This window comes from Luteolibacter sp. LG18 (assembly GCF_036322585.1).
Taxonomy (GTDB): Bacteria; Verrucomicrobiota; Verrucomicrobiia; order Verrucomicrobiales; family Akkermansiaceae; genus Luteolibacter.
This window is the reverse complement of the sequence record NZ_AP024600.1, coordinates 5429292-5454842: the sequence shown is the minus strand read 5'-3', so window position 1 is coordinate 5454842 and position 25551 is coordinate 5429292. Positions and strand designations below refer to the sequence as shown.

The window sequence follows — 25551 nt, the reverse complement described above, 5'->3', positions numbered from 1 at the left end:
CGATGAACGAGGGGCCTTCGGGCCCTCCGGGCTTGCCTAGGCGGATTTCCGGCTCCATCGTGCGCCCGCGCCCAGCGCGCCCCTATTCATTATGAGCGAACGACGCGTCGTCATCACCGGCATTGGTTGTATTTCTCCCCTCGGCAACGATCTGGCCTCCACCTGGGATGGCCTGAAGAACGGCCGCAGCGGGATTGGTCGGATCACGCTGCTGGATCCGGAGCCGTTTGAGTGCAAGATCGCGGGTGAGGTGAAGAACTTCAACGCCGACAGTTACTTCAAGGCTCCGAAGGACGCGCGCCGTTCCGACCGCTACGTGCAGTTCGGCGTGGCCGCCGCGAAGCTGGCGATCGAGGACTCCGGCCTGGACACCAATGCGATCGACCCGCGCCGCGTGGGCGTGATGGTGGGCTCCGGCATCGGTGGCCTGGCCACGCTGGAGCGGGAGCACGAGGTCTGCCTGACCAAGGGACCGAAGCGCGTCTCGCCCTTCACCATCCCGATGATGATTTCCAACATCGCCAGCGGCATCATTTCCATGGAGCACGGCCTGCTCGGCCCGAACATGGTGATCGTGACCGCCTGCGCGACCTCGAACCACAACATCGGGGAAGCCTGGCGCATGATCAAATTCGGCGACGCCGATGCCTTCGTCTGCGGTGGCGCGGAATCGACGATCCTGCCGATGGGCCTCGCCGGATTCGCCAACATGAAGGCGCTCAGCACCCGCAACGACGACCCGGAAGGCGCGTCCCGCCCGTTCGACAAGGGGCGCGACGGCTTCGTGATGGGTGAAGGCGCCGGCGTGGTGGTGATCGAGGAACTCGAGCACGCCCTGAAGCGCGGTGCGAAGATCTACGCCGAACTCGCCGGCTACGGCGTGAGCGCGGATGCCTACCACCTCAGCGCGCCCTCCCCGGACGGTTCCGGCCCGGCCTACGCCATCCAGATGGCGCTGCGCCACGGCAAGCTGAACCCGGAGGATGTGGACTATCTCAACGCCCACGCGACCTCCACCGGTCTCGGCGACATCGCGGAAACCAAGGCGATCAAGCGCGCCTTCGGCGACTACGCCACCAACGGCCTGGCGGTGAGCTCCACCAAGTCGATGACCGGCCACATGCTCGGCGCGGCCGGCGGCATCGAGCTGATCGCCAGCGTGATGGCGATCCGCGACAATGTCATCCCGCCGACGATCAACGTGCAGGAGCAGGACCCGGAGTGCGATCTGGACGTCGTCCCGAACACCGCCCGCGAGGCGAAGGTGGATGTGGCGATGAGCAACAGCTTCGGCTTCGGCGGCCACAACGCCACCGTGGTGGTGAAGCGCTACGTCTGATCCGCCGCATGGACGCGCCGCTCTATCGCCACGCCACGGAGATCGCCTTCGGGGACACCGATGCGAGCGGCCTGATGCATTTTCCCAGCGTGTTCCGCTACGTCGAGGCGGCGGAACACGCTTTTTTGCGCGCGAACGACATCCATGTTTTCGACCGCGAGAACGGCGGCTGGCCGCGGGTCCATGTGGACTGCGACTACCGCCGCCCGATGTTCTTCGGGGACCGGATCGAGGTGCGGCTCGGCATTTCGAAAATCGGCGGCACCTCGCTGACCTGGGTGTTCGAGATCTGGAAGGGCGACGAATGCTGCGCCGCCGGATCGATCGTCACCGTGCGCGTGAACGCGGTCGGCAAGCCGCTGGAGATCGACGCGGCGACGCGGGCGGTGCTGGGGGGGGGCTGAAGGGGAGGTAGGGTCGCACCGCCGGGGCGACCGGGTCCAACGGTTGCGTCCGCTGCCAGCGGCGCGTCCCGTCCCTTTGTCTGTGGGGACGGAGTCTGGTTCGCGGACGGCGTCGTCCGCCCGGTCATCTCGGCGAGATGACCTACCTTTGCCGTTGCGAGGTGATGACGGTCTTGCCAGTTTCCAACATGGCCCGTCCAGATCGCGACTACCTTCCACATGACCCTCCGATGTGGATCGATCCGTCGCAGGAGGCATGGTTTGTGACGGTGTGTTGCGAGCCGCGCGGTCACAACCAGCTCGCATTTCCCGGCCTTTGGTCGCATCTACGGGAAAGCATCGAGCGTCGGAACGAGGGCGGTCAATGGCGGTGCTCGCTTTTTCTCGCCATGCCGGATCACGTGCATTTCATCGTGACTTTTCCCGGGGATTTTTACCTGAGGAAGACGATGGCGGAATGGAAGCGGTGGCATGCTTCACGGCATGGCATTCAATGGCAGCGCGGGTTTTTCGATCATCGTTTGCGGACGGAGGACAGCGGAGTAGAGAAGCGAAATTACATTCTTCAGAATCCGGTTCGGGCGGGATTGGTGGAGAAGACGGAAGATTGGCCCTATGTATGGGATTTGAGGACGGGCCGAAGGTAGGGTCATCTCGCCGAGATGACCGGGCGGTGGACGTCGTTCGCGGGATGAGCACCGTCCCCGCAGATAAAGGGATGGGACGCGCCCGTGGGAGCGGACGTGGTCCTTCGACTCGGTCGCCCCGGCGGTGCGACCCTACCTCCGCGGATCGCTGCGAAGGTAGGGTCATCTCGCCGAGATGACCGGGCGGTGGACGTCGTTCGCGGGATGAGCGCCGTCCCGGTGGAGGAAGGGATGGGACGCGCCTGTGGGAGCGGACATGGCCCTTCGCCCCGGTCGCCCCGGCGGTGCGACCCTACCTCCGCGGATGCACCGCCATGGCGACCCCAACTGCCGCAATGGAAAAACAGTGTTCTCTTGAACAATTGTTCCGGCGGGCTACAGTGCCAGCCGTGTCCGCCCTCGACCAACTGCGAAACGAGCTGCGCCGGAAGTTTCCGGGCGCGCATGCGGAGGCGTGGCGGCTTCAGGAGGAGGGGGAAAGGTTCGCGCGGTTCACCGATCTGGAGGCTTTCCGGCCGGGGACGATCTCGGAGGTGGTGCCGGCACGGGGGCTGTCGGGGTTCGGGCTGTTGATCGCGGCGCTGCTGGGGGAGCCGGACCGCGCGGCGGAGTTCCCGGAGCTGGCACTGGTGGATGGGGGCGATGGGTTCGATCCGGAGTCGTTCAGCGCCGCCGCGTGCTCGAAGGTGCTGTGGGTGCGCTGCGGCTCCGCGCTGGAGATGCTGAAGGCGGGCGAGCTGATGGTGCGGGATGGCACCCTTTCCACGGTGCTGCTGGATGCCGCCGGGCTGGACCTGCGGCAGCTCCGCGCGCTGCCCGCGTCGGCGTGGTGGCGGCTCAAGCAGGGGGCGGAGCAGAGCGGCTCGCGCCTGATCGTGCTCTCGCCCGCGCAGGTGGTGCCGTGCGCCAGCTTGCGGCTCGCGCTGACGGCGGACCTCACGCTCGCCGATTTTTCCGAACCCCGGCCGGTTCTTCTCAACCGATTGCAGGCGCGGCCGGAGCGTCTGCGCCACGCCACCTGATGCCATGTTCGCCGCCCTTCATCTCGCCGATCTGCCCGTCATCGCCGCCCTGCGCGGTCATCCTTCGTTGCAAACCCGCCCGTGCGTGGTGCTGGGCGGGGACCATGAGGACGAGAAGGCGCGCGGCAGGCTGCCGCTGCTGTCCGTGAATGAAACGGCCCGCGATGCCGGGGTGGAGGCGGGCTGGACGCTCGACCGCGGCCGGGTGCGCTGCCCGGACCTGCTGGTGATGCCGCGGAACCGGCGGGTGGAGCGGGAGCTGCTCGGCGAGCTGCTGGTGCGGGCGGAGGCGTTGACGCCGGACTTGGAACTCACCGCTCCGGACACGATCCTGCTGGACCTGACCCACGCGCCGTTACGGCAGGTGCAGTACTTGGACGATGTCTGGATCAAGGGCGCGGTGGTGCACCACGTGCGGGCGGAGACGCCGGACCTGGCGCACCTCGGCGTGCTGGACGCGGATTTCGACGGTGGCACGGTCTCGTCCGTGTCGATCGCGGCGCTGCCGCTGGGCCTGCTGGCGCGGCTGGTGGGCGAGGCGGCGTTTTTCCCGCTGCTGGAGCTGTGGGGGCTGCGGACGCTGGGGGATTTCATGAAGCTGCCGCGGCAGGGTGTGACCGAGCGGCTGGGCGCGGAGGCCGGGCATTGGCACGAGGTGCTCCACGCGCGGCATTGCCGGCTGCTGCGGCTGCACCGCGTGCCGGAATCGCTGGCGCAGAGCGTGGATTGCGAGGAGCCGCTGCACGCGGTGGAGCCGATGTTGTTCGTGCTGAAGCGGCTGCTGCACGCGCTTTCGGCGCGGCTGGCCAGCCGGCATCTGGCGGTGAACCGGCTGCACCTCACGCTGCGGCTGGAATCGGGCGAGGCGGTGTGCCGTTCCATCAGCCTGCCGGAGCCGCTGGTGGAGCCGGTGGAGATGCTGCGGCCGTTGCAGACGCTGCTGGAGTCGCTGAAACTGGCCGCGCCGGTGACGGGGCTGGACCTCGATGGCGAGACGGCCTTGCCCGGGGCGGCCCAGCGCGAGTGGTTCACCCGCCAGCTCCCGAATCCCGGCCGCTGGGCGGAAACGCTGGCGCGCGTGGAGGCGCTGGTGGGGGAGCATCGCACGGGCATCCCGGTGCCGCCCGCCACGCATCGCCCGGATGATTTCCGGCTGCTGCCGCCGCCGACCGCGATCGGCTCCGGTGTGTCCTGCGGCGATGACGAGCGTCGACCGGCCTCACCGCTGCCGATGCGGCGTTACCGGCCCTCGCGTCCGATCGCGGTGGCCTCGGATCTCGATGGCGAGGTGCCGCGGCCGCTGGCGCTGCTGACCGGGCCGCATCCGGGACAGATCGTCGATTGCCAGGGGCCATTTCCGATGTCCGGCCAATGGTGGGACGCGGAGGCGAAGTGGAAGCGTTTCGAGTGGGACATCCAGATGGCGGACCAGCACCTGCTGCGCCTCGCCTACGTGCCGCCGGACCGTTGGCAGCTCGAGGGCGTGTATGCGTGACGATGAGAACGAAACCGGTCTTCGCGGGCGAGTTCCACGCGCGTTCGGCGTTTTCGTTCCTGCGCGGGGCGAATGCGCCGGATGAGCTCGTCATCCGCGCGCTGGAGCTCGGTTACGAGGCCCTCGCGATCACGGACCACGGCGGATTTTACGGTTCGGCGCGCGCGCACAAGCGAGCGGCGTTTTTAAAAGGCGATGGCTGCGGCGTGATCCGCATGAATGTCGGAGCCACCTGGGAACTGGCGGATGGTTCGCATCTGCCGGTGCTGTGCGTGAACCGGGAGGGCTACCAAGCGCTCAGCCGCGGCTTCACCGGTTTCCATCTGCATGGGGATTCCCTGGTGCAGCCCGCGCCCTCCGGAGTGATCGCCTTGACCGGCGATCGCGAGGGGCCGGTGTGCCGGCATCTGCTGCGGAATGACAAGGGCGCGGCCCTGCTGGCGGCGGAGAAGCTGGTGGCGGCCTTCGGGCGGGAGAACGTGTACGTGGAAATCCATCGCCACGGGCTGCGGGATGAGGCGCGCCTGAACCGTCAGCTCGTCGATCTGGCCGGGCACCTGCGGCTGCGCCTGCTGGCGGGCAATGCCCCGCTGCATGCGGACAAGGCGGACCGTTTGCTCTCGGACGCCTTCACCTGCCTGCGCCATCACATGCCGCTGGATGGCGCGGGGCGGTTGCTGGCGGTGAATGGCGAGCGTCATTTGAAGTCACCCGCGGAGATGGACGCCCTGTTCGCCGATCTGCCCGAGGCGCTGGAGAACACGCGGCATTTGCGGGACCGGCTGGAGTTCACGCTGGAGGATCTCGGCTACCGCTTCCCGGACTTTCCCGACGAGCACGGCCAGCCGATGACGATGGCGGATCAGACGCGGAAACTGCGCGAGCTGGCGGAGGCGGAGTTCGGGCGGATCCATCCGCGCTACACCATCGAGGGCTGGAATCAGGTGGCGCGGGAGATCGACCTGATCCACCGGCTCGGGTTCTCCGGCTACTTCCTCACGGTGCATGACATCGTCCGCTTCGCGCGATCGCAGGGCATCCTGTGCCAGGGCCGCGGCTCGGCGGCGAACTCGGTGGTGTGTTTCACGCTCGGCATCACGTCGGTCGATCCCATCAAGAACGGCCTGTTGTTCGACCGCTTCCTGGTGGAGGACCAGGTGGCGTGGCCGGATGTGGACATCGATTTCCCGTCCGGGGTGAAACGCGAGTCGGTGATCCAATACGTCTTCGGGAAGTACGGCGAACGCGGGGCCGCGATGACCGCGAACGTCATCACCTACCGGCCGCGCTCGGCGTTCCGCGAGATGTCGAAGGTGCTCGGGTTTCCGGAATCCCTCGCCGACCGGTTTTCGAACGAGGGTTCATCGAGCTGGAAGCACAAGCCGGCGACGGAGGCGGAGAAGCGGGAGGACTTCGAGCAGCGGACCTCGCTGTTCCTGCCGCCGTCGCATCCGCGTTCCGGCGCGCTGGAAAAACTCTACAACGCCGTGCTCGGGAAGCCGCGCCACCTCGGCCAGCACTCCGGCGGCATCATCGTGTGCGCGGGGCGTCTGGATGCCGTGGTGCCGATCCAGCGCGCGGCGATGCCGGGCCGCACGGTGGTGCAGTGGGACAAGGACGATGGCGAGGACCTCGGCATCGTGAAGATCGACCTGCTCGGCCTCGGCATGCTGGCGGCGATGGAGGACATGATCGAGATCTGCGGGCAACGCGGCACGCCGCGCGTGCTGGATGGCATGGAGCTGGAGGACCCGGCGGTGTTCCAGATGATGCAGCGCGCGGACACCATCGGCACCTTCCAGGTGGAGTCCCGCGCGCAGATGGCCACGCTGCCGTTGTTCCGGCCGAACTCCTACTACGATGTCGCCATGCAGGTGGCGATCATCCGGCCGGGGCCGATCGTGGGCGATCTGGTGCATCCCTTGATCGCGCGGCGGCAGGGGCTGGAGAAGGTCGATTGCATCCATGACGATTGCAGGGAGATCCTGGAGCGGACGTATGGGATCGCCTTGTTCCAGGAGCAGGTGCTGCTGATGGCGCGGAAGATGGCGGGGTTCGACAGCCGGCAGGCGGACAAACTCCGCCGTGCGATCGCGTTCACCCGGGACGATGAGCGCATGCAGCGGATCGAGGTGGAACTGCGGAAGGGGATGACGGAGCGAGGCCACGGCGAGGAGGTGCAGGAGAAAATGGCGGAGGCGATCAGCAAGTTCGCCCTCTACGGCTTCCCGGAGAGCCACGCGTTGTCGTTCGCCTACCTCGCCTATGCATCGTGCTGGCTGAAGTTGTATCACCCCGCGGCCTTCTACACCGGGCTTATCAACCACCAGCCGATGGGCTTCTATTCGGTCCACACGCTGATGCAGGATGCGAAGCACCGTGGCATCCGCTTCCTTCCGGTATCGGTGGTGAACAGCGGAGTGGCGACGGAGGTGGTGGAGGAAACGGTGATCCGCCTGGGGCTGCACCGCGTGAAGGGCTTGTCCGGGGATCTCCTGCCGCGGATCGTGCGGGCGCGGGAAGGGCGCGCGTTTGATTCGCTGGAGGATTTCCTCGGACGGACGCGGCCGAAGGACAAGGAACGCCGCGCGCTGGCGAAGGCCGGTGCCTTGAACGATCTGCCGGAGGTGGTGCACCGTCGCCATGCCCTGTGGCAATCCGAGCTGCCGCTCCACGGCGATCTATTGCGGCAGGAAAGCTCATCGCCGGTGTTGTCGCCGATGGCGATGGCGGAGCGGCTGGGCGCGGACATGGAAACGCAGGGAGCGTCCACCGGTCCGCATCCGATGAGGTTGTGGCGGCAATCGACGGAGCTGCGCTTGCAGCGGGCGCGGGATCTCGATTGCCAGCCGGACGGCATGCCGGTGGTGGTGGGTGGGATGGTGATCTGTCGACAGCGGCCCGGCACGGCGAAGGGGCATTGCTTCATCAGCCTGGAGGACGAGACCGGCATCGCGAACCTGTTCGTGCCGAAGTCGACCTATGACCTGTTCCGGTTGGTGATCGTCACCGAGTCGTTTCTGCTCGCGGAGGGCCGCGTGCAGCGGCGGGGCGAAAGCTTGCCGACGGTGTATGTCACCGCGGTCCGTTCCCTGCCGGGATTCGATCCCGCGCACGGGACGACCTCGCATGATTTTCATTAGGTCTTGGCGTAGCTGCGCTCGTGAGAGCGTGGGTTGGGTGGATCTTCCCGTTTCCATGCAACCCCAGTCCCGGGTTCGCGCCCAACCTCCCAAAGCCCGGAGGGCGACGCATCCTAGCCGGGGTGCGCAAGCCCCCGGTATGTGACGGCCACGAATCCCAAGCCCCGGACAGGGGCGACGCAAACGGAGGCCGGATGACGATCCAAATCGATGTCCGCGTCCGACGTTCGAAGAGTTCCGAATCCTTCCAAACTACTGGAATGGCGGATCCACCGAAAGAGCGCAGGCAGCGTCGTCCCTGCCGGGACTTGGACGTAATCCGGGCGTGGTCCGGTGGCTTGCGCCACCGGCTAGTGGAGCGTCGCCCTCCGGGCTTGGAGGGGGGCGAATTGGGGGAGGGCCGGGCGTGCGAGAATGAGGGTGAATCCTCCCACCCCACGCTCTCACGAGCGCGGCTACAAGATGTGTAGCTGAAAGCTCTGCTTTCAGGATGTAGGGGGAAGCTCCAGCTTTCCCTCTTCGGGGGAAGTGGCTCGTTCGGCCTCCCCGCCACCGCCAACTGGAGCTGGCGGAGACAATCCGAAAGCGGAGCTTCCGGCTACTTCTTCAACACCGGCTCGAGCACCTTCCACACGTTCTCGGCGACGATCTTCTGGCCCTCGGCGGTGGGGTGGATCTGGTCGGGCTGGTTGAGCTTCGGATCGCCGCCCACGCCTTCGAGCAGGAAGGGGACGAGCGTCACGTTTTTGGCCTTCGCCACCTTCGGAAACAGCGCTTGGAAGGCGGTGGTGTAGTCCGCGCCCATGTTGCCGGGCATCTGCATGCCGGCGAGCAGGATGGTGACGCCGGGGGCCTTTTCGCGGGCCTGGTCGATGATGGCGGTGAGGTTGTCCTCCGTTTGCTTCGGCTGGATGCCGCGCAGGCCGTCGTTGCCGCCGAGCGCGATGACCAGCACGTCCGCGCCGGGGCCTAGCGCCCACTTGATCCGGCGCAGGCCGCCCGAGGTGGTGTCGCCGCTGACGCCCGCGTTGACGATGGTGTAGGGGAGTTTCGCGGCCTCCACCTTCTTCTGGAGCCGGGCCGGATAGGCGGCTTCCGGATCATCGAGCCCGTAACCGGCGGTGATGCTGTCGCCGAGGACGACCACGCGGCCCGGCGGTTTCGCCGTGCCCGCCGTGCCATTTGCATTCGCCGCATCCTCGGCCAATAGTGGGGCGTTCGTTCCCAACAGCCCGAGCGCGAGAGCACCCCATGACGCCATCCATTTCCGATTCAGCCGATTCCACCACCGCATTGGCCAGCGTAGGCGCGGAACCCGGGAGCGTCAACCGGCCCATCCTGGAGGTACGCTCGCTGCGGAAAACCTATCGGAACGGCGGCCACGAACTCACGGTGCTGCGCGATGTGGACCTCACGCTCGCGCCCGGCGACACCTGCGCGATCATCGGGCCGTCCGGCAGCGGCAAGACCACCTTGCTCGGCCTCTGTGCCGGGCTGGACGACGCCACCGCGGGCAGCGTGAGCATCGACGGGCAGGCGCTTGAAACGCTCGACCAGGATGCCCGCGCGGCCTTGCGGAACCGGCTCGTCGGCTTCGTGTTCCAGAACTTCCAACTCATCCCCACGCTCACCGCGCTGGAGAACGTGCTGGTGCCGCTCGAGCTTCGCGGCGAAACGGGTCGGCAAAAGGACGCGGTGGAGCTGCTCCGGCAGGTCGGCCTCGGCGAGCGGCTGGACCATTATCCGCTCCAGCTTTCCGGTGGCGAGCAGCAGCGCGTGGCATTGGCGCGGGCCTTCATCCACCGCCCGAAGATCCTCTTCGCGGATGAACCGACCGGCAACCTCGATGCCGAAACCAGCGGCCCGATCGTCGAGATGCTGTTCCGCCTCAACCGCGAGGCGGGCACGGCGCTGGTGCTGGTGACGCACGATCCCGCGCTGGCGGCGAAGGCGCGGCGGGTGGTGAAGATGGGCGGCGGAGCGATCATCGCGGAGGAGGAACATGCCCGCTGATTCCATCCGGCCGCTGCCGCGCACGCTGTTAGGCGCGCTGCTGCATCCGTGGACGTGGCGCATGGCGTGGCGGGACAGCCGCAGCCAGCGCGCGCGGCTCGCGATTTTCTCGCTGGCCATCGTCGCGGGTATCGCCGCGCTGGTGGCGATCCACTCGCTGAAGGCGAGCGTGCAGACCGGTATCGACACCCAGGCGAAGTCGCTGCTCGGCTCCGATCTCATGGTCTCCTCGCGCCAGCCGATCCCGGCGGACGTGGTGGCGGATCTCACCGCCCGGTCGAAGCGCGCGGGGAATGAGACCAGTTTCTCCTCGATGCTCTACTTCGCCTCCGCCGATACCGCGCGGCTGGTGCAGGTGCGCGCGTTCGGCGGCGGCTATCCATTCTACGGCACGGTGGAGACCGAGCCCGCGGACGCGTGGCGGCGCTTGCAAGCGGAGCCCGGCATCCTGCTCGAGCCCGCCTTGCTCGACCAGTTCCAGGCGCGGGTGGGGGACAAGGTGAAGCTCGGTTCGCTGGAGCTGCCGATCCTCGGCACGGTGAAGAAGGCCGCGCCGCGCAGCGGACGCTTCGGGGCCTTCGCGCCGGAGGCCTACGTGCGGCCCGCGGATCTGGAGCGCAGCGGCTTGCTCGGCACCACCAGCATGAGCACCCGCGCGCTGCACCTGGAGCTACCGCCCGGCGTGGACACGAAAAAGCTGAAGGAGTCGCTGCGCGAACGGTTTCCAGACACCGCGATGCGGATCGAATCGTCCGAGGACCGGCGTGAAACACTGGGCGACGCGCTGGAGAATTTCCAACGCTTCCTCGGCATCCTCGCGCTGGCGTCGCTGGTGCTCGGAGCCATCGGCGTGGCGGCGGCGGTCCATGCCCACGTCACCCGACGCGGACCGGCGGTGGCGATCCTGCGCTGCCTCGGCTGCCCGGGGCATCTCGCGTTCGGGATCTATTTCGCGCAGGCGCTCGCGCTCGGGTTCCTCGGCGCGTTGACCGGCGCGGCCCTCGGCATCGCGCTGCATTCCGGGGTGATCGTGGCGTTCCATGATCGACTGCCGATCGCGGTCAATGCCACGCCCGAATGGTGGGTGGTGGCCCGCACGGCGGCCGCCGGTCTGGCGGTGTGCTGCGGCTTCGCGCTGCTGCCGCTGCTGCGCATCCACGGGATCTCGCCCGCCGCCACCTTGCGCGATGGAGCGGTGCTGGAGCGTCGCGGAAACTGGCGGGTGTGGCCGGTGTATCTGCTGCTGGTGGGGCTGCTGGTCCTGCTGGCACGGTTGAATGACGACCACTGGAAGCGCGCGCTCGGCATGGTCGCCGGGCTCGGGGTGGCCTTCGGCGTGCTGCTCGCGGTGGCGCGGTTGCTGGTGTTTTTCACGCGTCGCGTGGTGCGGCCATCGTGGCCTTACCTGCTGCGGCAGGGCATTTCCAATCTCCACCGCCCGCGCAACCAAACGCTGCTGTTCCTGCTCTCGCTCGGGCTCGGCTCGTTCCTGCTCGTCACCGTGCTGCTGGTCGGGAACCTCATCCACCAGCGGCTGGAACTCCGGCAGTTCGATGAAAGCCCGAACCTCTATCTGGTCGATGTCCAGCCGGACCAGGAACCCGGCGTGAAGGCCCTGCTCGCCGCGCAGAAGCTGCCGGTGCTGGAAAGCGCGCCGATGGTCACCATGCGCATCCAATCGATCCGCGGCGTGCCGGTGCGCGAGCTGGAGGCGAAGAAGTCCGTGCCGAAATGGGCGATCCGCCGCGAGTTCCGCTCGACCTACCGGGACACGCTCAATGCCACCGAAACGATCGTGGCCGGCGAGTGGAAGACGAAGACCGAGGGGCCGGACCAACCGGTGCCGCTGTCCTTGGAAGAAGAAATCGCGAAGGATCTGCACGTGGCGGTGGGCGATGAGATGACGCTCGATGTCCAGGGGGTGCCGGTGAAGGCGCACGTGACCAGCCTGCGGAAGGTCGATTGGAGCCGCTTCAACCTGAACTTCTTCATGGTCTTCACCCCGGGCGTGCTGGAGGACGCGCCGGGATTCCACGTCGTCACCACCCGCGTTCCCGCCGCCTCGTCCTCGGGTGAACTCCAGCGGGCGATGGTCAAGCAGTATCCGAACGTCTCGGCCATCGACCTCACCGTGGTGCTGGAAACGGTGCGCGGCATCCTCGCGAAGATCTCGATGGTGGTGGGCGTGCTCGCCGGGTTCACCGTGCTCGCGGCGCTGCCGATCCTGGCGGGCACCTTGCTCAACGGCCGCGATCTGCGGCTGCGGGAAAGCGCGCTGCTGCGGACGCTCGGGGCCTCCGCGCGTCAGGTGCGGCTGATCCTCTTCACCGAGTATCTCACGCTTGGCGTGCTCTCCGCGCTCACCGGGCTGGTGCTGGCCGTGGGCGCGAACGCGGTGCTGGCGAAGACCGTCTTCAAGGCCTCGCCATGGCCGGATGGCGGGTTGTTGACGGCGGCCTTCGTGGCGACCTCAGGACTCGCGGTGCTCGGCGGACTCTTGCTCGGCCGCGGCGTGGCGAAACAGCCACCGCTGGACCTGCTGCGGAGCGGGGGATGAGTTCTTCGTAGCCGCGCTCGTGAGAGCGTGGGCTGGGTGGATTCACCCATTCCCATGCAGTTCCCGTTCCGGGTTGGCATCCGGCCTCTCTGAGCCCGGAGGGCGACGCTCCGCTAGCCGGTGGCGCAAGCCACCGGTACGGGACGACATGAGTTCCAAGCCCCGTAGGGGCGACGCAAGCGGAGGCCAAATGGCATTCCAAATGGGAACTCGCGTCCGATGTTTGAAGAGTTCCGGATTCTTCCAAACCGCTGGAATGGTAAGTCCGCCGAAATAGCACAGGCAGCGTCGTCCCTGCCGGGACTTGAATCACTCCCGGATTTGGTCCGGTGGCTTGCGCCACCGGCTAGTGGAGCGTCGCCCTCCGGGCTCAGACACGATGGTCGCGAACCCGGGATTGGGCGTGCGAGGGCAATGGAGAATCCACCCCGCCCACGCTCTCCCGAGCGCGGCTACGTGAAGACAAAAAAACGGACGCCCTTGTGAGGCGTCCGTTTGTTCCAACCGGTATCGGAACCGGGAAAGTTTCAGGCTTCGGCGGGGGCTTCAGCGGAGGCGGCCGGAGCGTTCGAGAAGCGCCAGCGGATCTTGTTGCGCTTCGAGGCGGAGCGCAGCTTGCGGGCCTTGCGCTGGGTCGGGGTCTCGAATGCGCGGCGGCGGCGCATTTCCTCGAGGATACCCTCGGTATCAAGCTTGGTCTTGAGGCGCTTCAGGGCGCGATCAACGGGTTCGCCTTTTTTGACGTTCACTCCACGCATGCGATCAGTAAGTCGTTGGTTTGGTTTGGTTCCGGTGGGTTGGGGCGCGGAAACTGGCGGAATGCCCCCCCAATGTCAAGGAGGAACCAGCCAAACGCTGTGAATAACTCCGGAAAATCGGCGGCTTCCCTCCGTGGAATCACGATCCGGTGGAAGAACGGGCGTCCAAGGCCCGTCCTGTGGGGGAAATCCATGCCGGACCCGGATGATCCGGGTTTCAAAACCGCTTGCGTGCAAAGCGCCCGGGCGGCATGGAGGGGCTGCCATGGACCGCTATCTCTTGATCGTCTCGACCCTGCTCGCCGCCGTGGGCGCGGTGCTCGGGATGATGTCCGTGCACCATGGCATCCGCAGCCGCTGGACGGTGGTGTGGATGGTGGCGTCCTTCGGCTGCCAGCTCGGCTTCCTGGCGCTGCGCGGCGAGGCCCGCGGGGCGTGCCCGCTGCGGGACCTCGGGGAGATCCTGGCGTTCCTGGCGTGGTCGCTCACGCTGTTCTATTTCGTGGTCGGGCCGCCGTACCGGCTGTCCCTGCTCGGCGTTTTCACCGCGCCGGTGGTGGTGGTGTTCCAATCGGTCGCGCTCTGGCCCGGCGTGTTGGCCAGCATGCCGCAGCGGGTGGCGGGGGGAAATCCGTGGGGCGAAACCCACGCCGCGATGTCCGTGCTGTCCTACGGGGCGCTGGCCCTGGCCGGGGTGGCCGGGGTGATGTTCCTGGTGCTGGACCACCAGTTGAAGGAGCACCACTTGAAGAGCGGCCTGTTCCGGAACCTGCCGCCGGTCCGCGAGCTGCTGGAGTCGATGGTCCGCCTGCTGTGGCTGGGCACCGCGCTGCTCACCGTCGGGATCGTGGCCGGATTCATCATGCCCCACACCGGCGGCTACGGCCATTTCATCGCCGCGGTGATCACCTGGATCGGCTACTGCCTGCTGCTGGGGGTGAAGATGGTGCGCGGAATGACGGGCCGGCGGTTCTCGCTGGCGGCGGTGGGCATGTTCCTGATCTCTCTCACGGTTTTCGCTTTCGTCTGATGGAACTGGTTTGTCTCGGCCTCAATCACCGCACCGCGCCCGTGGAGGTGCGCGAGCGCTTCGCCGTGGGCAACACCAAGCTCGGCGAGGCCGCCCGCGAGATCGCCTCGATCGACGGCGTCTCCGAGGGCGTGGTGGTGTCCACCTGCAACCGCACCGAGTTCTACTTCGCCGCGGCCGATGGCGGCGAAACGCTGCGCCGGATCGAGCATGACCTCGTCGAGCGCCACGGCCTGGATGACACGGTGCGCGACCACTTCTACCGCAAGGAAAAGTCCGATGCCGCCGAGCACCTGTGCCGCGTGGTCAGCGGGCTGGACTCGATGGTGCTCGGGGAGACCGAGATTTTCGGCCAGGTGAAGCAGGCCTACAAGGCGGCGCTGGAGGCCGGGACCACCGGCGGGGTGCTGAACCGCCTGTTCCAGAAGTCCTTCGGCGTGGGCAAGAAGGTCCGCACCGAGACATCCATCCAGGAGGGGGCGACCTCGATCGGCAATGTCGCCGTCGACCTTGCGGAAAAGATTTTCGGCCACCTCAAGGACAGCGAGGTGATGATCCTCGGTGCCGGGGAAATGAGCCGCCTCACCGCCCAGGCGCTCGTCTCGCGCGGTGCCCGCGGCATCTTCGTGACGAACCGGTCCTACGACCGCGCCGTGGAGCTCGCCAATGAGACCGGCGGCAGCGCCGTGCGCTTCGACGAGTGGCAGAAGGTGCTGGAGCGGGTGGACGTGGTCATTTCCTCCACCGGCGCGCCGCACGCCATCGTCCACCGCGAGGAGGTGGAGAAAGTCCGCCGCGCGCGGAAGTTCCGGCCGCTGTTCTTCATCGACATCGCCGTGCCGCGGGACATTGATCCGGCCGTCGGCGAGATCGAGGAAGTGTATCTCTACGACATCGACACGCTGGAGCAACTGGCCGAGGAGGCCCGCGTCCGCCGCCAGCGCCAGATCGAGGAATGCGAGCGCATCATTGAAAGCGAGCTCGCGAAGATGAACCTTCCCGGTACCTGAACCGTCTCGGGCCCATGATGACAGAATTGACAGAATTTGCAAAATTGACGGAAGAACACCGATCCGCTGTTGGTGCGTCCATGCCGGGGCTCATCCCTCTTCTTCCCCGTTAATTCTGAAAATTCTGTCAATTCTGTCCAAACCAGCGGAATCCAGAGCCCTCTCCGATCCATGAGCGAAACCTTCACCATCGGCACCCGCGGCAGCGATCTCGCGCTGGCCCAGGCCGTGTCCACCGAGGCCGCGCTGGCCGCCGCGTTTCCCGGCCTCCAGGTCGTCCGCAACGTGATCCGCACCACCGGCGACCGCCGCACCGACGTGGCCCTCAGCGAGGTGGCGAAGGTGGAGGGCGTGCTCGACAAGGGCGTCTTCACCAAGGAGCTGGAAATCGCCCTCGATGCCCGCGAGATCGACCTCGCCGTGCACAGCCTGAAGGACGTGCCGACCGTGCTGGAGGACCGCTTCGCCATCGCCGCCGTGCTCGAGCGCGCGCCGATCCGGGACGTGCTGCTCACCCGCGAGGGCACCGCCTTGGAAAACCTGCCCGCCGGGGCCGTGGTCGGCACCAGCAGCGTGCGCCGCGCCCGCCAGCTCCAGTGGCTGCGCCCGGACCTGAAGATCATCGATCTGCGCGGCAACGTGCCCACCCGCCTGCGGAAGCTGGCGGAGGAGGGGGCCTACGATGCCATCATGCTCGCGGAGGCCGGCTTGGTCCGCCTCGGCTACCTGCCGCTGCACGCCGCGGGCAAGGTCGAGCCGCTCACCGGCGAGGACGCCGTGATCGCCACGCTCCACGCCGAGCGCCTGCCGGAGGACGTTTTCTATCCCGCCGCGGGGCAGGGGGCCATCGGCTTCGAGATCCGCGCCGACGATGCCCGCGCCCGCGACATCGCCGAGATGATCGGCCACCGCGATACTTGGCTGCGGGTGGTGGCGGAGCGCGAGTTCCTGCGCCTGCTCGACGCCGGCTGCCACACCCCCGTGGGCGTCTACACCGCCATCGAGCACGGCCAGCTCCACCTCAAGGCCCGCGTTTTCCCCGAGCAGGGCGGCGACCCGAAAACCGGCGACCTTTCCGCCTGCACCTCCGATCCGCTCCACGCGGCCTTTCTCCTTTTCGAATCCCTTTCATGAGCACTCCCGGTATCTGTTATCTCGTCGGCGCCGGTCCCGGCGACCTCGGCCTCGTCACCCTCCGCGCGAAGGAGCTCATCGAGCGTGCCGACGTGCTCGTGTACGACGCCCTCAGTAGCCCGGAACTGCTGCGCTGGACGAAGCCCGGCGCGGAGAAGATCTACGTGGGCAAGCGCGCCGCCGACCACGCCCTGTCCCAGGATGGCATCAACGCCCTCATCGTGGAGAAGACCAAGGCCGGGAAGAACGTCGTCCGTCTCAAGGGCGGCGATCCGATGATCTTCGGCCGCGGCGGCGAGGAAGCCGCCGAGCTGGCCGCCGCCGGCGTGGCCTTCGAGATCGTCCCGGGTATCAGCTCCGCCATCGGCGGCCCGGCCTACGCGGGCATCCCGGTGACCCACCGCGACCATTGCTCGCAGCTCACTATTTTCACCGGCCACGAGGACCCGACCAAGGGCGAAAGCTCGCTCGACTACGCCCACCTCGCCAAGACCCCGGGCACGAAGGTGTTCCTGATGGGGGTCGCCCGCCTCCGTGAGATCACCGCCGCGCTGGTCGCGAACGGGGCGGATGCCGCCACGCCGATCGCGCTCACCCGCTGGGCCACCACCGGCTCCCAGAAGACCATCACCGGCACCCTGGCGGACATCGCGGACACCGCGGAAAAGGAGAACTTCGGCTCGCCCGCCGTGGCCGTGATCGGCGGCGTGGTGAAGGAGCGGGAGAAGATCAACTGGTTCGAGAAGCGCCCGCTCTTTGGCAAGCGCGTCGTGGTCACCCGCACCCGCGAGCAGGCCGGCGAGTTGTCCCGCGCGCTCACCGAGCTGGGCGCGGCCGCCATCGAGCTGCCGACGATCCGTATCGAGGCTCCCACCGACAAGCTCGCCTTCGCCGAGCACGTCACCCACGCGCACGAATACGATTGGCTCGTCTTCACCAGCCCGAATGGGGTGCAGCGTTTCTTCGATGCCTTCTTCGCCGTTTACGAGGATGCCCGCAGCCTCGGCAACCCGCGCATCGCCGCCATCGGCGAGGCCACCGCGAAGAAGATCCGCGAATACCGCTTCGGCATCGATCTCCTGCCTGAGCGCTTCGTCGCCGAGGGCCTGCTGGAAACCTTCGAGCATGAATCCGTCGAGAACCTCACCATGATGTGGGTCCGCGCCGAGGACACCCGCGATGTCCTCTACGACGGTCTCACCGCGCTGGGGGCCATCGTCGATGAATGCGTGGCCTACCGCACCGTCGCCGAAACCACCGATCCCACCGGCAATTTGTCCCGGGTGAAGGAAGAGGGCGCGGACATGGTCACCTTCACCTCCGCCTCCACCGTGGAGCATTTCTTCGCCCTCGGCGTGCCGTGGCCGGAAGGCTGTGCCGCCGCCAGCATCGGCCCCGTCACCAGCGAGGCCCTGCGGAAACACGGCGTGGAGCCCGCCTTCGAGGCGAAGCCCCACGACATCCCCGGCCTCGTCGCGGGCATCCGGAAGTATTACGGGGTGGCGTGATCCCTCTTCGTTCGTAGTTCCTCCTTGCCCTCCGGGCCATGCCAATTGGCGGCTTCGCCGACTGAAGGAGGTCGCTAACGCTTCTGCCGCATTCAGGAGGGCGGGGTTCGCACTGCTGCTCCCGGAGCTTGCCAGACCCGGGGCGCACGAACCTTGAAAATCCTCCCACCTTCACGACTTCCCGCTTGCCGGGCCGTCACCAACCTGCATCATACCGCCCGCCCAAGGCGAGACGCCGCTGTAGCTCAGGGGTAGAGCAGCTCATTCGTAATGAGCAGGTCGTCGGTTCAAATCCGACCAGCGGCTCCATAAGGGTTAATGATTTGTGGTTTTTGGGTTTTCTGAGTGTGCCCGAATGTCGCCCGAATTCAGCGGGAGTGAAGGCACCTTCAATTTAAAACCGGGCTTTCCTAACGCTTCGTCTTTTCTCGATGGCGCGGTTTGTGAGAGCATCCCGAAGTCCAACAGCATTGTCCGCATGGCCCACCCACCGGCATTCAATTTGAAAACCGCGACCGAAATCGCGGCCTACTTCAACGTCGATCCCCGCACCATCCACTACTGGGCAGCGAACGGAACGATCCCGGTGGCCTTCCGCAAGGATAAGGTGGTTCGCTTTCGCTTGGAGGACGTCCTCGCGTCAAATCAGGCACCTCCCATGCAAATGGCTGTGGCGCTCGCTACTCGTCCTGATGAAGAGCGGTCTGTGGAACTGGTTATCCTAGCCCTAAGCCTGGTGCTAGGACCTGAATTTCCTCGCATTCCTGCGGTGAACCTCGATGGCCTGACCATGGGCGAAGTTGAAGAGATCCAAGCTCATTGCTCCGCTTTCCAAACCGACTTGAGTGGCTTGGCAACGTTCGAAGAAAGGGCGCACTACGCCGAGGGCATCATCGAAGGGGCTAGAGCCGCTGCATCAGTGCTCTAGGTGAGGTCTCTAGGCGGCCGCTTGCCTCCGGTTGTTTTCGCCGCCCTTGGGAAGCTGCGCTCTGGAGTCCGGGCAGCCGATTGTCGGTGATTTGGCGGCTTCGCCACCGTGCGACACCAAGAAAGAGTCGAGATGTCTTCTTCGCATCCTGTTGATAATGAGTGGGCGTTTTTCGAAGTGTATCAAAATGAAGCTTTAGCAAGAGGGGGGGCAGTCTAGATTTTTGATACACAATTTTGGTTGTTTATCAATGGGTTACGTCGAAATCGTGTATCACAAAACCTTCGTGGCTTTTGTTACATGGGGGGCTTGAACGAAATCGTCTCGATTTCCTAGGCGGGCGGGGGCGTGCGACTCCTGCGCCACACACGGAGCACCCAGGCTTCAAGAAGGCCTCACGATTCCGCCGAAATCTGCTGCGACTCTTCCAAACGGCCCAGCTTGAGCCCCGCGCGCGAAAATTTTTTTCTGCCAGACCAACTACCCGAGGAAGTCCCTGGATGCCCGATGAGGTTTGGGTGTTGTTTGTGTAATATATTGATTGTGAAATAATTATGGACTTGGCGGTGGGCGTTGGTAGCAGAAGCCGCATGTCCAAAACCAGTATTCAGTGGTGCGATGATTCGTCGAATCCCGTCATGGGCTGCGAAGGCTGCCCGCTTTTTCCAACGCCCCAGAAGGTCGCCGCGGCGGTGCTCAAAGAGCTCCTGGTCTTTGATCTGCCTCGCCAGCAGTTGAAGGAGTTGGTCGACGGGGAGTTTGGTGGGCGGCCCTTGTCCCGCCTCTACACGGATCGACGTCAGATCGCGGTGAAGATCGTCAAGCGTTTGAAGTCCCTTGGTGCCACCCTCAACGGGCTACGGGACATCATCTGGCGGGCCATCGCGTCCGCGGTCCGTTGCTACGCCGCAAACCTGCACTTGCGGTGGAGCTCCAAGCCCGATGGCCGGCGTGGCAACCCGGGCTTCGCGCCTTGGTTCGAGGAGCTGACCCTGTTCCCCGGCCGGATGGCGAAGACCGCCAAGCAGCCTTCCTTGAAGGGAGGCGCTCGACCTTCCAAGCCGTGGCTGGATGGGATGCCTCGGCTGGTCTTCGTCTCGGATATGGGAGATGCCCTCTCCAAGGGGGTTTCGTTCGACTACCTCAAGGCCGAGATCATCGATGCCGTGGTGAGCCGCGAGGGACGCAGACATGTGTGGCTGTGGCTGACGAAGCGACCGAAGCGCATGGCCGCCTTCGCCGCCTGGCTGCGGCTGCGAGGAATGGAGTGGCCCGAAAACCTGGTGCCGATGACTTCGGTCCTGGATGCCAAGATGGCCGTCCACGTGAAGTACCTCCGCGAGATTCCCGCCAAGATCAGGGGCCTCAGTGTCGAGCCCTTGTGGGGGCCGGTGGAGTTGGATTTGAGGGGGATCGATTGGGTCATCGTCGGGGGGGAATCCGGGCCTTATGCCAAGGAGTTCCATCTGGAGTGGGCCAGGGCGCTCCGTGACCAGTGCCGCCGCGAGGGCAAGGCCTTCTTCCTCAAACAACTCGGTCGTAGGCCTGTGGACGGTGGCAGTTCCCTGAGCCTGAAGGATCCCCATGGAGGGGATTGGTCCGAATGGCCGGAGGACCTCCGGATTCGCGAGATGCCTCCGGGCTTTCACGACATGGAGGAAATCCAGATCGAAATCTGAAACCGGACGGGCGGACGCTCGTGGCGCGATCAGGGAGTCCGTGTGGTGGGAACCCGGGTGTCGGGTTCCTCCGCTCGGGCTTCTTGTCTCTTTCCCTGATACCGCAGCCGTGTTTGAAGGCCACCAGCGGATCCTCCGGGTAGAACTTTACAGGGCGATCGGAGGTGGCCAGCCAGCCGCCGGGAGTCTTGAGTGTTCCTGTCCCGATCAAGTGATCAGGGGCCTGCCGCACAGACCCCAAGCGGAATCACGAACTGCACCGCGCCCATATTTCCAAGTCGAACCAGTCGCAACGCACATGTTCACTCACCCAAGACTGCCTCATATGATCGGCCTTCCCCCGAAGGGGCGGGCCTGCCCGCTCACCGGGCTTCCTCGGACCTCGTTGGAGACGTTGGTCAACCCGGCAAAGGCGGAAGGGAAAACGTGGATGGCGGGAGGACATCGGCGGATTGATCTCCGCTTTCTTCTCCGGTTTTTGCTCAAGCACGGTGTGGCGCGCGGTGGGTTTAAGACGGAGCTTGAGGCCCTATGTGCGGCGGAGTCGGTGTTTTCGCCCGTGCCTGCGGATATGTCCCGATACGAATCCGGTGCCACTCCCAGGGACAACGCGATGCCCCTCTTCGTGCGCATTCCCGGGCGTGGCGAACCCTGTCCGGTTTCAGACTTTACCAAGACCAAGATGAATCAGCTTCTCGCCGACGTGGGCGAGCCGATCTCTTCGCTATCGATTTCCTTGGCTGGAATCGGCACGACGGGAGGCGGAAAAAGAGGCACCCGGTTGATCAGCACCTATTCGCTGCTGAAATACCAGTTGCAGCCTGGCAGGTTGCCCTTTCCGACCGTTGAGCAGTTACGATCCCAGCTTGCAAGGCACCCGGTGGATGTCGCGATACGGGAGGGAGCCAAATCCACCCGCAAAATGGAGAAATCCGGGTTGGCTCCAGTGGGAGAGCTGCAGGTGATCCTCACCCCTCATAGTCCCAGCGACGAGAGCTGGATGGATGCTGAAACGTTGGCTGCCATCGAAGAGCATCTAGGGTCGGGAGAAGTGGACTGAAGACCCAGTTTTCCGGGTTGTAGTAGTAGTTACCCGAGGATGAGTGGTTTTTTCCGCACGCACCCGCTTCAAGCCGTATCCGAAGTCACCCCTGACCCCGATCATGGACCAAGCCGTTATTCATACCCCCCGCCTGCGTGTCCGCCCGGAGGTGGTGTCCCGCCATCCTGAGTTCACCGACACGTTGGCGGAGGTGGGCAGGTTCCAAGTGACCAGGAACGAGGAGGCAGGATCGGAGTGGCTGAACGTGAAGGTGGGTCCCGGCATCGGGGCCCGCCTCAACGTGAAGCAGGTGAGGGGCGACTTTCATTGCAATGAGATCCACCTGTTCACTCCGCATTGGATCTACGGACACAACTGCGGGGTGATTGCCGATCACCAGACCCTCCTGCTCGCTCTCCACCGCTACCACCGGGTGGTTTCCTCTCTGGTCGAGGATGGGGCCGAGCATCGGGTGCTGCCGGGGCTAGGAGAGGACAACGACAGCCATTGGCAGATGGTCGAGTTCCCGATGCACGTCGCTGACCCCGGATTCCGGCTGCTCAGGGCGTTTGAGCGGATTTCCCACGACAATATCCAAGGCTCTCCGTCGGTCACTCCGGGGTACCTGGTTGCGCTGAATGGAACGGATCTGAGGATCAAGGCCTACGACAAGGTGGCCCAGAAGAGCGGGGCGCGGAGCGTGGGACCGGACCCGGTTCTGAGGATCGAGGTGATCTGGCGCGAGAGCGTCCTGGCGGGGTATCTGGACGCTGCCCAGCGGGGCAAGGAGAAGGCGGGACGCCCTTGGGAGCCATGGGCGCAGGGATTCTCCTTCGAGACCCTGTATCGGGCGTTCCGGAAGGTGCTGCTGGAGTCACGGGGCGTGTTCATTCCGATGTATCCGGAGGAGCCCACGGAGAAACTGTCCCGCGTGCTGGCGAAGGTGCATTCGGTGACCGGCCTGCCGCTCTCCCAAATCGAGGAGATGCTGAGGGTGGAGGATGGTTCCAAGGGCGGCCGCACCACCCGTGACAACATGAAACGGATCCGGGAGTTGGTTGCCCGGGAGACCCGTCTGCAACTTGAAGATTTCCTGCCGGAGGGAGGTGTCATGGATCCTCCCGTCATCCAACTGCCCCGGGAGGACGCAAAGTTCCGGAAGCTCCAGATGTCCATGGGGCATATCGACCCGCGCATCCGGCAGGCGTACCACGATGGCAATTGCAGGGACTCGGCCAACTGGCAGCCCTTGCCGAATGATGGGGCGTTCCTTTGGACGGGGCCCCGCGGCGACAAGTATTTCGATCACCCTACGTCCCAGGTGGCGAAAGGGGCCCCCAAGGAGTCCACTCGGAACCGAGCGTAGCGCGCAGCGAAGCAAGCGCGAAGCGATGGTTCCCGCCGCAGCCCCCGAGCGCGTAGCAGTCGCGTCGCGGTCGTGCGTGGGGACGGGGAGGTTACGCGCAGCGTGAGCTCCCCGGCTCACCGCACAAGCGCTGGCCCCGAAGGGGTGAACGACAGAGAACGCGGATGCAGTTGCGCTATCGGGCTGCGGTAAACCGGACTCCAGGAGGGCCGGGAGGGCCCGCAATTCCACTGCTCCCGGTGTCATCAGGATTTGGAAGGGCGGCTTTTATCGCCCTGATCAGACCCTGAATAACCATGTTCATCACACTGACTGCCTCCCACTTCCCGCCCGGTGACGACGAGTCCCCGCCGTGGCTCATCGCGACGATTGAAACTGACGTCGACAGCCCGGAGGACCTGCGGGGCGAGATCCGCCACCTCCTCGAACTCCTCGGCGCCGCGGTGGAGGAGGCCTTGCTCACTTCAACCCATCCGCAGCCGGATGACCCATGTGCCTGTGGACACGGCCAACATCCTTTCGGTGGCCTCAGCTTTGCTCCCGGCACTCCGGAGAGAGAGGACTTGATGGCCCGGCTCCTCCATGAGTTGCTGGCTCCCGTCCGCCGTGCAGGCGGGTATGACCCACTACCGGGGGATGTGTTTCATTTTGGGGAAGGGGGTGGCCGTTGAGCCCGGTGGTCTCCTCGATGCTGGCGCGGCTCTCCTGCGTCCGGACGCGCCCGCCGCACCAACCGCTGCCGACACCCGCGCCAGCGGAGTGCGGCAAGCGGAGTGGTGCATGCCGGCGGCCCATTCGCTGGCTGGTGATTGCGCTCGGCCTGCTGGTGCTGGCCTGCCGTGAGGAACCGGCCCGGGGCCTGCCCGGGGTGAACCTCAACCTCGGCGAGGTCGGCGACGGATTGAAAACGATCGGCTACTCGGTCCTCGGCGCCGTAGTCGTTCTCGCTCTCGCCGGTCTAGCGCGCTCTTCCCGCTACTGATCCTCCTGCATGGAACCCATCCACTTCATCTACGCGTTCGGCATCATCGCCATGGTGGGGCTCATCCTGCTACTGCCCAAGTCCTTCCTGTGGCTGGCGGTCGCCGCCGTCATCGTGGCGCTGCTGGTCTTCAACCTCTGCCGCCGCCGCTGACCTTCCAGGGTAATGGGATCGTAGCCCAGGCCCCGCCATCCGAGGTTACTGGCCGGATGGCGGGGCCAAACCTTTTTGAACCTTCACTTACATCCACCTTCATGGAACTCCTCCTTCCTCCCGCCCCGGCCCCCGTGCCGGGCCTTCTGCTCCACCGCGGCGGTGTCACCGCCACCCGTGACGACGTCTTCACCGTCGAAACCCCGCCTCCCACCGACACCTGGTATCCGCTCTCCCACCGCTCGCTGGTGCAGGAGATTCAGTCCGGACTGGTGGGCTGCGGCTTCCGCGTCGAAGGCGAAAGCCACGCGCTCTCACACGAGGGTGCCCGCTACTTCGGCGTGTTCGCCATCTCGCTGCCGTCCCGGCCGGAGAACGGCGTCGGCTGGGTGGTGGGCGTGCGGAACTCCCACGACAAGCAGTATCCCGCCGGCCTCGTGGTGGGGACAACCATCACCGTGTGCGACAACCTGTGTTTTTCCGGCGAGGTGCGTTTATCGCGCAAGCACACCCGCCACGCTGCCCGGGACCTGTCGTACCTCATGAGCCGCGCCATCGGCGAGCTCGGTGGCAAACTCCGCAAGCTCGACGACCGCATCGCCGCCTACCGCGAACACGCACTGGAGGACCGCGAGGTCCACGACCTGATCGTGCGCTCGATCGACAACCGGGTGATCACGCCCACGCAAGTCCCGGATGTGCTCCACGAGTGGCGCCAGCCCCGGCACGAGGAATTCCAGCCGCGCACGCTGTGGTCGCTCTGGAATGCCTACACCGAGGTCTTCAAGGGCGGGAATCCCCACATCGCGGTTCGGCGCGGCCAGGCTCTCCACGGGCTCTGTGAAGGCGTGCTGGGCCTGGCGTCATGAACCCGGCTCGCGACTCCATCGGCCAGTTCCGCGTCGCGCGGGTGCGGGAGGACACTCCCGGACCCGTGCGGAAGCTCGATCATCCGGAAGCGGTTGTCGCCGCGTGGCACGACGAGATCGCCTCCGCGCCTTGGTTCGACCCGGCCAAGGAGCATGTGGTGGTGTTCGTCCTCGATACCCGCATGCACCTGGTGGGCTGGAATCTGGTGACCATTGGATTACTCAATGAATCGCTGTTCCATCCCCGCGAGGTGTTCCGCCCGGTGATCGTGGCGGCGGGCTACGGCTTCGTCGTGGTCCACAATCATCCCTCCGGCGATCCCTCGCCCAGCGGGGCCGATGAACGGGAGACACGCCGCCTGCGCGAAGCCGCGGAGCTGCTCCACCTGGCCTTCCACGACCACGTCATCATCGGCCGCGATGCCCACCACTCCTTTCGTGGTTCAGGTGCGCTATAACCCACGACTGCAAC

23 protein-coding genes and 1 tRNA gene are annotated in these 25551 nt (G+C 65.8%); 22 read left to right on the top strand and 2 right to left on the bottom strand.

Annotated features, from left to right (window positions below):
- Nucleotides 1-91 precede the first annotated feature (91 nt).
- From fabF to llg_RS21665, 6 genes are all read left to right on the top strand, one after another.
- Nucleotides 92-1339, top strand: coding sequence for a beta-ketoacyl-ACP synthase II (fabF, locus tag llg_RS21690; protein WP_338287160.1), 1248 nt, complete (start codon nt 92-94; stop codon nt 1337-1339).
- Nucleotides 1340-1347: 8 nt separating this feature from the next.
- Nucleotides 1348-1743, top strand: a complete 396-nt coding sequence (locus llg_RS21685; protein ID WP_338287159.1) for a thioesterase family protein — start codon at nt 1348-1350, stop codon at nt 1741-1743.
- Between the two features lie 230 nt (nt 1744-1973).
- Complete coding sequence (locus llg_RS21680; RefSeq protein ID WP_338287158.1) at nt 1974-2390, top strand: hypothetical protein; 417 nt, start codon at nt 1974-1976, stop codon at nt 2388-2390.
- Between the two features lie 389 nt (nt 2391-2779).
- Nucleotides 2780-3412, top strand: coding sequence for a hypothetical protein (locus tag llg_RS21675; RefSeq protein ID WP_338287157.1), 633 nt, complete (start codon nt 2780-2782; stop codon nt 3410-3412).
- Nucleotides 3413-3416: 4 nt separating this feature from the next.
- Nucleotides 3417-4907 carry a hypothetical protein gene (locus llg_RS21670; protein WP_338287156.1) on the top strand — a complete coding sequence of 497 codons (1491 nt, stop codon included), beginning with the start codon at nt 3417-3419 and terminating at the stop codon, nt 4905-4907.
- 2 nt (nt 4908-4909) lie between these two features.
- A complete protein-coding gene (locus llg_RS21665; protein WP_338287155.1) occupies nt 4910-8050 on the top strand; it encodes an error-prone DNA polymerase in 3141 nt (1046 codons plus the stop codon).
- A gap of 598 nt (nt 8051-8648) precedes the next feature.
- On the opposite strand, the gene llg_RS21660 is transcribed toward llg_RS21665, so the two are convergent.
- Nucleotides 8649-9311, bottom strand: a complete 663-nt coding sequence (locus tag llg_RS21660) for an arylesterase (protein ID WP_338287154.1) — start codon at nt 9309-9311, stop codon at nt 8649-8651.
- Here llg_RS21660 and llg_RS21655 point away from each other — a divergent pair.
- Nucleotides 9302-10063: an ABC transporter ATP-binding protein gene (locus llg_RS21655; protein WP_338287153.1), complete on the top strand. Its 762-nt coding sequence runs from the start codon at nt 9302-9304 to the stop codon at nt 10061-10063. The genes llg_RS21660 and llg_RS21655 overlap by 10 nt on opposite strands.
- Nucleotides 10053-12620, top strand: a complete 2568-nt coding sequence (locus llg_RS21650; protein ID WP_338287152.1) for an FtsX-like permease family protein — start codon at nt 10053-10055, stop codon at nt 12618-12620. The genes llg_RS21655 and llg_RS21650 overlap by 11 nt, the downstream gene beginning before the upstream one ends.
- A gap of 527 nt (nt 12621-13147) precedes the next feature.
- Here llg_RS21650 and rpsU read toward each other — a convergent pair.
- The gene (rpsU, locus tag llg_RS21645; RefSeq protein ID WP_338287151.1) at nt 13148-13378 is read right to left on the bottom strand and encodes a 30S ribosomal protein S21; all 231 of its coding nucleotides are present in this window, start codon (nt 13376-13378) and stop codon (nt 13148-13150) included.
- A gap of 265 nt (nt 13379-13643) precedes the next feature.
- Here rpsU and ccsA point away from each other — a divergent pair, with 265 nt between their 5' ends.
- From ccsA to llg_RS21575, 14 genes are all read left to right on the top strand, one after another.
- Complete coding sequence (gene ccsA / locus llg_RS21640) at nt 13644-14408, top strand: cytochrome c biogenesis protein CcsA (protein WP_338287150.1); 765 nt, start codon at nt 13644-13646, stop codon at nt 14406-14408.
- The gene (gene hemA / locus llg_RS21635; protein ID WP_338287149.1) at nt 14408-15418 is read left to right on the top strand and encodes a glutamyl-tRNA reductase; all 1011 of its coding nucleotides are present in this window, start codon (nt 14408-14410) and stop codon (nt 15416-15418) included. The genes ccsA and hemA overlap by 1 nt, the downstream gene beginning before the upstream one ends.
- Before the next feature lie 171 nt (nt 15419-15589).
- Entirely contained in the window at nt 15590-16552 is a 963-nt protein-coding gene (gene hemC, locus llg_RS21630; RefSeq protein WP_338287148.1) for a hydroxymethylbilane synthase, read from the top strand.
- Complete coding sequence (gene cobA, locus llg_RS21625) at nt 16549-18060, top strand: uroporphyrinogen-III C-methyltransferase (RefSeq protein WP_338287147.1); 1512 nt, start codon at nt 16549-16551, stop codon at nt 18058-18060. Before hemC ends, cobA begins: the two co-directional genes overlap by 4 nt.
- 234 nt (nt 18061-18294) lie before the next feature.
- Nucleotides 18295-18369, top strand: a tRNA-Thr gene (locus llg_RS21620).
- Between the two features lie 46 nt (nt 18370-18415).
- The gene (locus tag llg_RS21615; RefSeq protein WP_338287146.1) at nt 18416-18988 is read left to right on the top strand and encodes a helix-turn-helix domain-containing protein; all 573 of its coding nucleotides are present in this window, start codon (nt 18416-18418) and stop codon (nt 18986-18988) included.
- A 590-nt stretch (nt 18989-19578) separates the two neighbouring features.
- Nucleotides 19579-20667: a DUF5131 family protein gene (locus llg_RS21610; protein ID WP_338287145.1), complete on the top strand. Its 1089-nt coding sequence runs from the start codon at nt 19579-19581 to the stop codon at nt 20665-20667.
- Nucleotides 20668-20992: 325 nt separating this feature from the next.
- The gene (locus llg_RS21605; RefSeq protein ID WP_338287144.1) at nt 20993-21727 is read left to right on the top strand and encodes a hypothetical protein; all 735 of its coding nucleotides are present in this window, start codon (nt 20993-20995) and stop codon (nt 21725-21727) included.
- 103 nt (nt 21728-21830) lie between these two features.
- Nucleotides 21831-23075, top strand: coding sequence for a hypothetical protein (locus llg_RS21600; protein ID WP_338287143.1), 1245 nt, complete (start codon nt 21831-21833; stop codon nt 23073-23075).
- A gap of 296 nt (nt 23076-23371) precedes the next feature.
- A complete protein-coding gene (locus tag llg_RS21595; protein ID WP_338287142.1) occupies nt 23372-23746 on the top strand; it encodes a hypothetical protein in 375 nt (124 codons plus the stop codon).
- Nucleotides 23747-23880: 134 nt separating this feature from the next.
- The gene (locus llg_RS21590; protein ID WP_338287141.1) at nt 23881-24057 is read left to right on the top strand and encodes a hypothetical protein; all 177 of its coding nucleotides are present in this window, start codon (nt 23881-23883) and stop codon (nt 24055-24057) included.
- A gap of 9 nt (nt 24058-24066) precedes the next feature.
- Nucleotides 24067-24210, top strand: a complete 144-nt coding sequence (locus llg_RS21585; protein ID WP_338287140.1) for a hypothetical protein — start codon at nt 24067-24069, stop codon at nt 24208-24210.
- A gap of 101 nt (nt 24211-24311) precedes the next feature.
- The gene (locus llg_RS21580; RefSeq protein ID WP_338287139.1) at nt 24312-25079 is read left to right on the top strand and encodes a DUF932 domain-containing protein; all 768 of its coding nucleotides are present in this window, start codon (nt 24312-24314) and stop codon (nt 25077-25079) included.
- Entirely contained in the window at nt 25076-25537 is a 462-nt protein-coding gene (locus llg_RS21575) for a JAB domain-containing protein (protein WP_338287138.1), read from the top strand. Before llg_RS21580 ends, llg_RS21575 begins: the two co-directional genes overlap by 4 nt.
- Nucleotides 25538-25551 lie beyond the last annotated feature (14 nt).